The organism is Paraburkholderia lebeckiae, from assembly GCF_050436325.1.
GTDB classification, from domain to species: Bacteria; Pseudomonadota; Gammaproteobacteria; order Burkholderiales; family Burkholderiaceae; genus Paraburkholderia; species Paraburkholderia tuberum.
In genome coordinates this window covers 147,062-158,698 of sequence record NZ_JBNDLZ010000001.1, presented here as the reverse complement: position 1 = coordinate 158,698, position 11,637 = coordinate 147,062, and the positions used below count along the sequence as shown (strand labels likewise).

The following is an 11,637-nucleotide window of genomic DNA, read 5'->3' as shown; positions in this document are numbered from 1 at the left end:
GGTTTGGCTCTGTAGCATCCCGGCATCGAATCGCCGCCCCATCCACAATGCATTCACTGAGATCAGTACCATGAGTACCACCCACGACAGCGCATGGCTCCTGGCCGCGCCTGGATCTCTGGAACCGCAGGCCAACCTGCGCCTGATCGTCGAGGGCGGCCGCATTGCAGCCATCGTCCCCGCATCCGCTTCGCAGGCCGGCCCACGCCGCTTGGCGCTGCCCGCGTTGACCAACGCGCACGATCACGGCCGACCCCTGCGTAGCGCGTCCGTCGACGCATTCGAAAAGCCGCTGGAGAGCTGGCTGCCTTTCATGGGCCTCGTCCCGGGCGCGGATCCCTATTTGAGCGCAGCGACGGCATTTGCGCAGTCGGTGCGCCATGGTGTCGCCAACCTGATGGTCCATTACACGCGCGTGCAAGGCGGCATGCCCTTCGTCGACGAAGCCCGGGCTATCGCCCGTGCTGCCCACGACGTCGGCAATCGAATCGGCTTCGCTATCGCGCTACGCGACCGCCAGGGTATCGCTTACTGCGACGATGCGACGGCGTTGGCTGCGCTGCGCCCGGAAATCCGCAACGAGGTCGCGGCACGCCTCGCCACCAAACCAGTGCCCGCAGCACAGCAACTGGCACTTGTCGATGAAGTCGCCCGCATGGTCGAAGAGGAAGGGTACGCCGAACATATGACGGTGCAATACGGGCCCACCGGCGTGCAATGGTGTTCGACGCAACTGCTCGAAGCGATCGCGCAGCAATCGGCCGATCACGACCGGCCGATTCACATGCATTTGCTCGAAACGCGCTATCAGCGCGAATGGGCTGATCACGCCTATCCGCAAGGAATCGTCAGTTTTCTCGACGATCTCGGCATGCTCAGTCCAAGGTTGACACTGGCACATTGCGTGTGGGCCCGGCCCGACGAGTTGGCGCTGCTAGCCGAGCGCGGCGTGACGATTGCCGTGAACACCAGTTCCAATCTGTACCTGAAGTCCGGCATCGCACCGGTGCCGGAAATGCTGCGGCAGGGTTGCCGCATTGCGCTAGGGCTGGACGCCACCGGCATCGACGAAGACAACGACGCACTGCGGGAAATGCGCCTCGCGTACCAGTTACACCGCGGTTGGGGTTTCGAGGTGGCCATGACCCGCGCACAACTGTGGAGCTTCGCGGCGTGCAACGGCCGCCAAAGCGTTATCGGAGCGGCTCATCATGCCGCTTCGGGCGGCCGCCTCGCCATCGGCGAACCCGCGGACCTGGTCCTGCTGAACTGGGACGTGCTCGACAACGACGCGCTGTTTCCGGTCGATCCGCTCGATCTGCTGCTCGCGAGAGGCAGCGGCGCGTACATCGACGAGGTTGTTATCGGCGGCAGGACCGTGGTGGCTGAAGGCCGCGTGTGCGGCGTCGACGAACCCGCGCTGCGCGCGGAACTGATCGCGCAGATGCGTGAGCGTATCGCCGCGCAGCCTGCGGTAAGTGCATGGCAGGGCACGCTACGCGCGTTGAGCGAAGATCTGGGGCCGTTCTATCTCAAGAGCGCATGGAGGGGCTGCTGCTGATCCACCGTTTTAAGGAGCGGCCCAACCGGATGTGGGCCGCTCCAACCGGCTGAACAGCGCAAGCCGCCCGCGAGTTGCGCTGCGCCTCTCATCGATCAAGCGGGCGCGGTCTGCGCCTCGCCCGCCATCGCCCGCCCGATCGCTTGCGGGTCGGCAACATGCGCCGCAGCCTCGTAAGCGATGCGTCCTTCGCTCATCACCGCGATGCGATCGGCGAGTTCGATGATTTCGTCGAGGTCTTCTGAAATCAGCAACACGGCGGCGCCGCGATTACGCTGATCGATGATCCGTGCACGGATATCGGCTGCCGATGCAAAGTCGAGGCCGAAGCAGGGATTGGCGACGATCAACAGCTTGACGTCGGCGGACAGCTCGCGAGAAAGAATCGCGCGCTGCACGTTACCGCCCGACAGATTCTGGATGGGTTCATCGGGCGACGCGGTCTTCACCCGGTAGGTGTCGATCAGCTTGCGCGCATGCCGGCGAATGCGCGCCGGCGAGAGCCAGCCGCCGAAACAACGTACGCCCGGCTGGTCGAACACACGAAATGCAATGTTCTCGGCCACCGACATATGCGGCACCGTGGCATTGCGCAGCGGTTCTTCGGGCAGGCAGAACACCTTGCTGCGCTCCATCTCGGCGCGCCGTGGCGAATACGGGCTTCCGTGCACGCGAAGCTGCCCGCGGGTCGGCTGCCGTTGGCCCGACAGCACTTCGACCAGTTCGACCTGACCGTTGCCCGATACCCCGGCCACGCCGAGCACTTCGCCAGCGCGGACGCAGAGGCTGACGTCACGCACCGCGGGTACTCCGTCATCGTCATCAGCGCCTACGCCGACGACTTCCAACGCAACGGGTTGCTCGCCGCCCTGCCACTGATGGCGAGGCGCAACGTCTCGCGACACAGCGTTGCCAATCATCATGCGGCTCATCGCATCGACGGACAGCTCGCTGACCCGGCCGGCGCCGGCGAGCTTGCCGCGCCTCAGCACGCTGACGTCGTCGGCATACGCCATCACTTCGCGAAACTTGTGGCTGATCATGATGACCGTCAAACCGTCGGTGCGAGTCAGCTCGCGCAGCAGCGAGAGCACCTGATCGGCTTCCCCCGGCGTAAGCGCCGAGGTGGGCTCGTCCAGAATAAGCAGGCGGCGGGCGAGATAGAGTTGCTTGAGTATTTCGAGCTTCTGGCGCTCTCCGGCTGCAAAGGTAGAGACCGGCCGATCCAGCGGCAATCTGAATGGCATGCGATCGAGGAAGGTGCGTAGTCGCGCTTTCTCGGCTTGCCAGTCGATCAGCGCGGGAACGTCCGCCCGCGCCATCACGAGATTCTCGGCGGCGGTGAGCGAAGGAACGAGCGTGAAATGCTGATAAACCATGCCCATGCCATACCGGTGCGCATCACGTAGTCCGTCGATCGCGACCTCCCGATTGTCGAGAAGAATCTGCCCGCGAGTCGGCGTGTACTCGCCCATCACGCACTTGACGAGCGTCGATTTGCCGGCACCGTTTTCGCCGAGCAACGCGTGAATCGATCCGGCACTGACCTTTATCGAAACGTCGTCGAGTGCGACATGCGAACCGAAATGCTTCGCCATGCCGACGGTTTCGAGCGCGAGGCCCCTCTCCCGCTTGTTGTCGCGGGTGTGCGGCGCGCCGGGTACAGCCGATTGTAAAGTCATGGATTACCGCTCTAAAGCAAACAAATCACTAAACTATTCGAACACATGTCGCCGCAGTAGCGTCCGCGACGAGGCTGCGATGTTCCGTCTATCAACGGCGCGAGATCGACAACTCGCTCGGTGCCCCTTTCAGGTTGCGGCGCGACGAAGACGATGCGATCAAGAACACGAGCGTCAACAAATAGGGTGCCGCATTGAAGAGGTCGTAGCCCGCGGAAATACCAACCGTCTGCAGTGCGGGCCCTATCGCCGCCGCCGCGCCGAAAAGCAACGACGCACCGAGGCAACCCAGCGGACTCCAGCGTGCAAAAATAACAAGCGCCACCGCCATCATGCCCTGCCCGGACGAAAGGCCTTCGCTCCAGCTGCCTGGATACGACAGGGACAGGAACGCGCCGCCCACACCGGCGAGGAACCCGCCGATGGCCGTCACCACGAACCGCACGCCATCCACCGAATAACCGGCCGAGCGCGTAGCCGCGGCCGAGTCGCCACACATGCGCACGATCAAGCCCCAGCGGGTGCGTCGCAAGGCCCAGGCTAGCAGCACCGCGATGGCAATGCCGATGAAGAACAGCGGATTAATTTGCAACGCCTCCCTCACCTGCGGCAACGAAGACCAGTTGCCGAGCGCTATCGACGGCAGATGTGGCGCCTGTGGCTCGATGTACGGCTTGCCGAAAAAGAACGCGAGACCGGTGCCGAAAAGCATGAGTGCGATACCGATCGCCACGTCGTTAACCTTCGGCAATCGGCAGATGGCGCCATGCAGCGCCCCGAACACGGCGCTGGCAAAACCGGCGAACAGTGTTCCGAGCCACGGCGAGTGCGTATGAAAGCTCACCGCATAGGCGGCCATTGCCCCGAACACGAGCGTCCCCTCGAGTCCGAGATTGATCCGTCCGGACTTTTCGGTCAGGCATTCGCCGACGCTGACAAAAAGAAACGGCGTCGAGACCCGGATCGCGCCGGCGAACATGGCGAGCGGAATGGACCAGAGGCCAATATCGATAGTTGCCATAGAGCGTGCTTTTTAGATATCCGACGGGCTGCGCTGCGGACGAAACACGGCAAAGCGCCCATACAACGTCTCGCTGACCAGCAGGAAAAGAAAGACCATGCCCTGCAAGACCAGCACGGTCGCGTCGGGCAAGTCGAGCCGGCGCTGAATCAAGCCGCCCGCAGCCGATATGCCGCCGACGAGAATCGCCACCGGCACGATGGCGAGCGCATTGTGGCGGGCAAGAAACGACACCAGGATGCCGGAAAAACCATAGCCGGCGGCGAGCGACGCGTTGGCGCGCCCCTGCACCGCGGCGACTTCGAAATAGCCGGCAAGCCCTGCGCAAGCACCAGCGAGCGCACAGGCGGTAATGATCAGCCAGCCCACGGGCAACCCTTGCGCGCGTGCCGCGCGGACGTTGCCGCCGGTCAGCCGTGCGGCGAAGCCGAAGGTCGTCCGTCGCATCAATACCCAGCAGACCGACGCGAGCACGACGGCAACGACCAGCCCCCAGTGCACGGACGTGCCTGGAATGTTGCCGATCATGTTCGCGTCGCCGATCGGCAAGGTCGACGATTTGATCGGGCTCGCCGGATCGCGCAGCGGACCATCGACGAAGTAGTTCATGACCGCTATCGCGAGGTACGACATCAGCAAGCTGGAAATGGTCTCGTTGACGCCGCGAAAGTGCCGCAAAGCGCCGACGACGCCGATCCACAGACCGCCTGCCGCGAGCGCGGCCGCGATCATCGCGGCCATCACGACCGGCACTGAACCACCGCCGTGAAACGGGAGTGCCGCACAGGCGGCAGCGAACCCGCCGAGCACTAATGCCCCTTCGCCACCAATCACCACGAGTCCGAGCTGGGCCGGTATCGCGACGGCAAGTGCCGTGAAGATCAGCGGGGCTGCACGCACCAGCGTGTTCTGGAGTGAAAACCAGGTACCGAAACCGCCGCGCCAAAGCAGTGCGAGAAACTCGCCGGGCGAAGCACCAAGCAAAAGCAGCAACAGGGAAAAAACCACTGCGGCGCCAAACACGGCGAGTGCGGAGATCGTCAGCAACTCGGCCCACTGCTTGATGTGCACGAACCGTGCGTCACGTTCCGAAGGGCCGTCAGCCATGACCGGCTGCCGGATGGTTTGCGTCGAATCGCTCGCCATAAAATCTCTTGAGAAAAGAAAAACTTGGCCGGCCTTGATACATCAAGACCGGCCAGCCATGATGCGGCACTCAGGCAATCGAACCTTGCACACCCTCGACCAGATAGGTGGTCTGCTCGAGGAATGGATCGTAGTTGCCGTAGGTTTTCTCGATCACGATCTTGCCGGTATTGCTGCGGATGGGACCAACGTAGATCGGCTTGCCGGTCTTCAGATCGGCAATCGCCTGCAGCGCGGCCTTACGTGCGCCTTCCGTGGCGCCCGCGCCGAACGGCGTGCTCGCCAGCAGGTCTTTGTCGTAGCCGCCGAAGATGAGATTCGGCAATTTGCGTCCTGCGGCGATATCGTCCGCATAGGCCTTATAAGCGGTTTCCCATTTCGCTTCGGCACCCGTGATGAAACCCTTGGGCGCCAGCGCTGCTTGCGATGTGTTGTGGCCGCAGCTCTTCGCGCCATGCTGTTCGGCTGTCTGCACGACCACCTTCGGGCTATCCACATGGCAGGCGATCACGTCGCATCCGCTCGAGATCAACGCGTTGGTCGCTTCAGCCTCGCGCACCGGCAAACTCCAGTCACCGGTAAAGATGAGTTGGACCGTTGCGTTCGGATTCACTTTGCGCACGCCGAGCGTAAACGAGTTGATCGTACGCAGCACCAGCCCGATCGGCTTCGCCGCTACGTAGCCGATCTTGTTGGTCTTCGTCGAAAGGCCCGCGGCGACACCGTTGACATAGTGCCCCTGGTCCCGATACGCAAAGAATCCGCCCAGGTTATTCGGCGCTTTGCCTGGTTCCCAAAGCTTGCTGGCGTGGCGGAATTGGACATTTGGATAGGCACGCGCCAGATCGACCATGTAGGGGTCGTAGTAGCCAAACGAAGTCCCGAGAATCAGTGAGGCGCCGTCGAGTTGAATCATCGACTCCATGGTCTTTCTGACCGCGATCGTCTCAGGCACGTTTTCTTCTTCGATCACCTTGACGTTCGGCAGCCCGCGCAACGCCTGCACGGCCACGGCATGCGACTGATTCCAGCCGAAGTCGTCGCGCGCACCGACATAGACGACGCCGATCGTCAGCTTTTCTTTTGCACTCGCAAGCCGCGGCAACAGTCCAGCCGCGAGACCCATCGCTCCACCGCCAGACAGGGTCAAGAACCTGCGTCGATCCATTTGCTTTTCCATCTTGTTGTTGCTCCAGTCGTCATTCATCAATCTAGTTTCAATTCAGTTATCACCGCGCGGTCAAACCCGGGGGTCCGGGAAATCTCGCCCAGCACAAGTCTCGTGTTCTTTCATTTCCCGTCGCCAGCAGCACCGACATGCATGCCATCGCTTGTCGTGCGTGTGCCGGGTCGCGGCGCCCCCGCCTTCGAGAGAAGGCGGCTATTTTTCGGTCGCCGAAAAGCCCGCCGAATAACGGCCGAGTATTTCCGTGATGTCGGCATGCGAAGCGTCGGGTTTCGGCGCAAGCGCTCGTTCCTCGAGCGACTGCAGATGGTGTTCCATCAGATGCTGTGCGCGGACATCGTCGCGCTCGCACAGCGCGACGATAAGATCGTGGTGCTCGCGAATACCGCACTCCTGCGATTTTTCCTGGCCGTGCACGGCCAGAATCAGCGAGCACCTCGAAACAACTTCAGACACGTATCGCTCCAGCAGCGCGTTGCCGGTTAGCTGCGCAAGCAGCAAATGGAAGTCGCTCGCGACTCGCAGCGATAACTTTGGATTGCCGGCCCTGTCAGCCTCTTCTTCCTTGCGCACATGCTCTTCGAGAAGGGCCGTGTAGCCCGGTTGCCAGTTCTTGATGACGAGGCGCGCGACCTCGGCTTCAAGACAGCGGCGCACGTCGAACACCGCTTTCGCCTCTTCCCGGCTTGGACGTGCAACGGTCGCTGTCCGCTTATTGCCCGTGTCGATAAGGCCTTCGTTGGCAAGCCGCGCAAGCGCCGCGCGGATTAGCGTGCGACTGGCAGCGAAGTGCGTGGCTAGAACGTCTTCGCGCAGCTTCATGCCGGGCACGAGCGCCTGCTCGACGATGGCCTGCCGCAACGACAGATAAGCGATATCAGCACGACTGACTGAGGTCATGAAAGCCAGATGAAATACGTATGTTAGGCATTAAGGATACGGTGTCTATATGCAAAAGGTATGCCAGACGAGCAATTTCATGGATGCAAGATGGTGTCTTACCGTATACGTGACCAATTGAAAGCTCTTATTCCACAATTTCGGAAACGTTGAAAGCTTATCGCGCTCCCGATTAGCGCACGCTTGCCCAAGTTCCGGGAATCTTGGCCCCCTATTTGTGCACAAGATCCTGACTTGTTGAATGCAAGAAAATGGCGTATTGTCGACGCGATTTTTGCACGTTGTATGCTCTCCCGCATTTTTCGGATGCCGTAATTTCCCATCCTCGAAGTCTTCGCAAATGAACGATATAAAGAAACTTCCAGCTTCAGGCGAAGCTGCTTTTGGTCCGCTTGTCTCGCATGGACGCTTCCCCTATCGTCCCATCACCGACACTGACAACTTTCGCTGGCCGGGTGACACCGGGCTCGCCGTCTATCTCGGCTTCAACATCGAGCACTTTGCATTCGGCGAAGGACTCGGCGCTGCACTCGGGCCCCTTTCGCCCGAACCCGACGTACTCAACTACAGTTGGCGCGAATACGGCAATCGTGTAGGCGTGTGGCGATGTCTCGAACTCTTCGATCAGTTGGAAATGCCCGCAGGCATGCTGATCAATACGTCGCTGTTCGACCACTGCCCGGAAGTCATCGATGCATGCGTTGCGCGAGGCGACGAGATCATCGGGCACGGTCATACGAACTCGCAACGGCAAAGCGATCTCGACGAGCGCGCAGAACGCGCGTTGTTGCTCCATTGCCGCGAACGCATCGCCGATCGTACCGGCGTGCCGCCCTCCGGCTGGCTCTCGCCATGGATTTCGGAATCGCATCTCACGCCGGATTTAATCGCCGAAACTGGCTACAGCTATACGCTCAATTGGTGTCACGACGACCGTCCGGTGCGTATGAAAACGCGCAATGGCTCGATCTGGTCGATCCCGTATCCGCAGGAACTCAACGACATACCCATGATGGTGACACGTCGACTCGATGGCCGCGCATTCGCCGACATGATCATCGATCAATTCGACGAAATGCTCGAACAGGTGAAGTCCGCCCGTCATCCGCAGCCCCTGGTGATGGGCATCGCGCTTCATCCTTATCTCGTGGGGCAACCGTACCGGTTGCGCCAATTGCGGCGCGCACTGCAGCACATCGCAGCAGCGCGGGCAGGAGGAGAGGTCTGGCTGACGACGCCGGGTGCGATTTCGCGGCATATGGACGCACAGTTGACGGCGCCGCGGTAGGCAGTGCGGCGTTGTCACGGTAACTGGTCGGGCTGGTAGAGTGATGCGATGAAGACAACCCTGCCGCTGTACCATCGCCATCGATTCCCGGGCGCCGTTATCAGTTGCGCCGTTCGCTGGTATTTTCGGTTTCAATTGAGCCTGCGCGACATTGAAGAGTTGCTGTTCGAGCGCGGTGTAATCGTCAGCTATGAAACAGTGCGGCGCTGGTGCGACAAATTCGGCGCTGGCTTCTCGCATCGCGTCAAGGCTGCTCGTCGCAAGTCCGGCACCACGTGGCATCTGGATGAGGTGTTTGTGACGCTACGCGGTGAGCCTTGTCTACTTTGGCGGGCAGTCGATCAGCATGGCGCCGAACTTGATATCCTGCTGCAGAAGCGGCGCGACAAGGCTGCGGCAAAACGATTCTTCAAACGTGTACTGGCGGCTTGTCCTGAGGTGCCGCGCAAGATTGTCACTGACCAGTTGCGCAGCTATCCGGCGGCGAAGGCCGAGATCCCTGAACTGGCAAACGTGAAGCACGTTTTCGTCAAAGCCAGCGCCCGAGTGAACAACCGGGCCGAAAATAGTCATCAACCCACGCGAGAACGCGAGCGCCGCATGCGTGGTTTCCGCGATCCTGAGCGCACGCAAGCATTCCTGTCGAATTTTGGACCGATCCGGCAGCACTTCGCACTGAAGCGACATCTACTACGTGCCTCGCTCCACCGCAAACAACTCGGCGATCGCTTTGCCGCATGGCGTCGTTTCACCGAGCTTAGCCAAAATCCGTCCGGTTTTTGAGAAAAGTTCCGCTCATCGCACTACTGCGACGCGAACACTTTAACGTGACAACGCCGGCCCGACGTATTTCCGACGAACGCTGAGTGTGACGCCCCGCAGCGAATAAACGTGGGGCGCTAGGGAACAGCTCCCTCGACCCCCACTCCGGACGCTGGCGTATGGGCCGTCTAATCCGCAGCTTTCAGGGTACAGCGGTCTTTCATCCCTTCGAGTCGGTCGGAAAGTCATTGGCCAAAACGGCCGGTCGCGCTGCGCCGCTATCAACAGTGCGCGAATGGATGCCTGATGCCTGCTCTGGCGCGGCGCAAACACCGACATGCCACCCGTCATGACCGTCTCAGTCCGGCTGGCTGGTGTCGGCCAGTCGACAGAGCCGCAGGAAGCGTCCAATTTCAGCCATTCACCCAAGGTGCTGGAAAGCTGCGACTCAATAGGGGCGGTGGGCCGACAGACGAGCGGCGTACCCCTGAAGGCGCTTTGCTGGCGGTCCGAATGTCGCCCGGTCCGCTTTGTCCTCCTGCATCCACTGACGCAGTCGCCGCTCGATCCGGGCGATCTGCGTTCGTCCAGCTTCGCCAGACCACCGCCATCGTGTCGTGCTCGTAATGGCCTACCTTTCCCGGCGACTGTCAAGTCTCGACGCGAAATGCCGTGTGCAGGCTTTGCCGGCCACGGTTGCGAACTAGCCAGGCTGAAAATGCCCCCAGTTTCCGAAGCGCGGAGCCTGTAGCCGCGCCAGTCTTTGCCCGCGAAATGGTGTTGGTTTTACTCAGTTGCGTCTTAGCTCTGCGTTGTACGCCAGTGCACCATTGGCGACCGCAAACAGGAAGTCGTTGTTCCTGCCATGTCCGTCATCGACGAGGGTAGCCATACCGGTCAGTGTCTGGCTGCCCACGTGCAGGGTCATGCGATAGACATCGACCGTCGGATCGATAATGGACAACGTGCCGGGGAAAATCTGCCCGGCCGCATCCCGGTAAGAGAGACTTCCGTTGGCATCGATACTCAGAGCGGTGAGTGTCCGTGAGATGGAGTAAGCCCCTGTGGTGCGCGGTAGCGTGCCCGACTCATCAAAGTAGTCCTGATAGAAGCCCAGGAACGAGATCGTGCCGCTGTCATTGGCAGTGGTGTAATTGGCGAATGCGGTGCCGGTACGATCGTCGAACTCTCCAGCGATCTGGAAAGGCTGCACAGGACCCGCACTGACGGTAAACGGCGCCGCCGTGACATCTGCCCCATCGCAATTTGTCTGCAAATAGGTCGTGCCGGCACCAGAGAAAAATGATCCGTCCGCGGCGATGTTTGCAGAGATCTGCCCACAGTCGTCGGTGATAAGGCTAAACGCGCCACCAGCTGTCACGATCACGAACATGCCCGTATCGCGGCCCGTCAAGTTCGAGTGCAGATTGCCGTTCCAGATTCCCTCCATGATGCCGGCAACCCCAAACGGCCTTCGGGCGCTGTGATCGTCGTGGCCGCCTCCACATGCCACCACGCTACTCAGCATTGCGATCGACATTAGCCAAACCCAGAGCTTCTTCATGGCTCACCTGCGCGCTTAACAGACTCGTCAATAGTGGCTTACGCCAACGACGCAGCAGGGTGTATTAGGGCAAGCCCCAAGATGCCGGCATGCGATGCATGTAAAGAATAGCGTCCGCGTGGCAGCGCCGACCAACAGCTCGAGCTGGCTCGGTTTGCGCCCGTCGCGGTCGCATCAGCATCATCTCGCCTCGGAAGAGGCGGCGACGTCTGTGCGCATGAATCGTGTGCTGCGCGCAGCTAGCACTGGCGCATCGCAATCGGAGGGCATCCAAAGGCGCGCAAATACGCGCGAGAAAACGCGGACGCACTGCCCAAACCAACGCGCTGCGCAACTGCCTTGACCTTGCCACGTTGGCCAGTGCGCGACGCGCGAGCATAAGACGCCACGCCGTGAGGTACGCGCTCGGCGTCGTTCCTACGGTCTGTCGAAACGAGGCCATAAACTGGCTGCGTAACATGCCCGCGACAGACGCAAGGTCTTCCACGCGCCACGACCGGTCTGGTGCGTCGTGCATCGCAACCAAC

Annotated in this window: 10 protein-coding genes; 3 read left to right on the top strand and 7 right to left on the bottom strand. The window is 61.1% G+C overall.

From position 1 onward, the window contains the following. The first annotated feature begins 70 nt into the window (after window positions 1-70). The gene (locus OKW44_RS00765; RefSeq protein WP_018420339.1) at window positions 71-1,561 is read left to right on the top strand and encodes an amidohydrolase family protein; all 1,491 of its coding nucleotides are present in this window, start codon (window positions 71-73) and stop codon (window positions 1,559-1,561) included. Window positions 1,562-1,656: 95 nt separating this feature from the next. On the opposite strand, the gene OKW44_RS00760 is transcribed toward OKW44_RS00765, so the two are convergent. The 5 genes from OKW44_RS00760 to OKW44_RS00740 all read right to left on the bottom strand — a co-directional run bounded on the left by OKW44_RS00760 (window position 1,657) and on the right by OKW44_RS00740 (window position 7,496). Next, a complete protein-coding gene (locus OKW44_RS00760; protein WP_018420340.1) occupies window positions 1,657-3,159 on the bottom strand; it encodes an ABC transporter ATP-binding protein in 1,503 nt (500 codons plus the stop codon). A 175-nt stretch (window positions 3,160-3,334) separates the two neighbouring features. Beyond that, window positions 3,335-4,222: an ABC transporter permease gene (locus OKW44_RS00755; protein ID WP_018420341.1), complete on the bottom strand. Its 888-nt coding sequence runs from the start codon at window positions 4,220-4,222 to the stop codon at window positions 3,335-3,337. Window positions 4,223-4,276: 54 nt separating this feature from the next. Then, a complete protein-coding gene (locus tag OKW44_RS00750) occupies window positions 4,277-5,371 on the bottom strand; it encodes an ABC transporter permease (protein WP_051103788.1) in 1,095 nt (364 codons plus the stop codon). Window positions 5,372-5,480: 109 nt separating this feature from the next. After that, on the bottom strand, window positions 5,481-6,578 hold the full coding sequence (locus tag OKW44_RS00745) for a BMP family ABC transporter substrate-binding protein (protein WP_204357114.1): 1,098 nt from the start codon (window positions 6,576-6,578) through the stop codon (window positions 5,481-5,483). 213 nt (window positions 6,579-6,791) lie between these two features. Continuing rightward, entirely contained in the window at window positions 6,792-7,496 is a 705-nt protein-coding gene (locus tag OKW44_RS00740) for a GntR family transcriptional regulator (RefSeq protein ID WP_018420344.1), read from the bottom strand. Between the two features lie 340 nt (window positions 7,497-7,836). Between OKW44_RS00740 and OKW44_RS00735 the strand changes: the two genes are divergently transcribed. Continuing rightward, window positions 7,837-8,784, top strand: a complete 948-nt coding sequence (locus tag OKW44_RS00735; protein ID WP_018420345.1) for a polysaccharide deacetylase family protein — start codon at window positions 7,837-7,839, stop codon at window positions 8,782-8,784. Between the two features lie 48 nt (window positions 8,785-8,832). Continuing rightward, window positions 8,833-9,567, top strand: coding sequence for an IS6 family transposase (locus OKW44_RS00730; protein WP_018420346.1), 735 nt, complete (start codon window positions 8,833-8,835; stop codon window positions 9,565-9,567). 769 nt (window positions 9,568-10,336) lie between these two features. On the opposite strand, the gene OKW44_RS00725 is transcribed toward OKW44_RS00730, so the two are convergent. Together OKW44_RS00725 and OKW44_RS00720 are read right to left on the bottom strand one after the other, a co-directional pair. Next, entirely contained in the window at window positions 10,337-11,110 is a 774-nt protein-coding gene (locus tag OKW44_RS00725; RefSeq protein WP_018420347.1) for a hypothetical protein, read from the bottom strand. A 64-nt stretch (window positions 11,111-11,174) separates the two neighbouring features. Continuing rightward, complete coding sequence (locus OKW44_RS00720) at window positions 11,175-11,627, bottom strand: AraC family transcriptional regulator (RefSeq protein WP_429409425.1); 453 nt, start codon at window positions 11,625-11,627, stop codon at window positions 11,175-11,177. Window positions 11,628-11,637: the final 10 nt, after the last annotated feature.

Bases quoted from the DNA above. Each gene is read 5' to 3' on its own strand.
- OKW44_RS00765 (WP_018420339.1), top strand. From the start codon at position 71: ATGAGTACCACCCACGACAGCGCATGGCTCCTGGCCGCGCCTGGATCT.
- OKW44_RS00760 (WP_018420340.1), bottom strand. From the start codon at position 3,159: ATGGCGAAGCATTTCGGTTCGCATGTCGCACTCGACGACGTTTCGATA.
- OKW44_RS00755 (WP_018420341.1), bottom strand. From the start codon at position 4,222: ATGTTCGCCGGCGCGATCCGGGTCTCGACGCCGTTTCTTTTTGTCAGC.
- OKW44_RS00750 (WP_051103788.1), bottom strand. From the start codon at position 5,371: ATGGCTGACGGCCCTTCGGAACGTGACGCACGGTTCGTGCACATCAAG.
- OKW44_RS00745 (WP_204357114.1), bottom strand. From the start codon at position 6,578: ATGGATCGACGCAGGTTCTTGACCCTGTCTGGCGGTGGAGCGATGGGT.
- OKW44_RS00740 (WP_018420344.1), bottom strand. From the start codon at position 7,496: ATGACCTCAGTCAGTCGTGCTGATATCGCTTATCTGTCGTTGCGGCAG.
- OKW44_RS00735 (WP_018420345.1), top strand. From the start codon at position 7,837: ATGAACGATATAAAGAAACTTCCAGCTTCAGGCGAAGCTGCTTTTGGT.
- OKW44_RS00730 (WP_018420346.1), top strand. From the start codon at position 8,833: ATGAAGACAACCCTGCCGCTGTACCATCGCCATCGATTCCCGGGCGCC.
- OKW44_RS00725 (WP_018420347.1), bottom strand. From the start codon at position 11,110: ATGAAGAAGCTCTGGGTTTGGCTAATGTCGATCGCAATGCTGAGTAGC.
- OKW44_RS00720 (WP_429409425.1), bottom strand. From the start codon at position 11,627: ATGCACGACGCACCAGACCGGTCGTGGCGCGTGGAAGACCTTGCGTCT.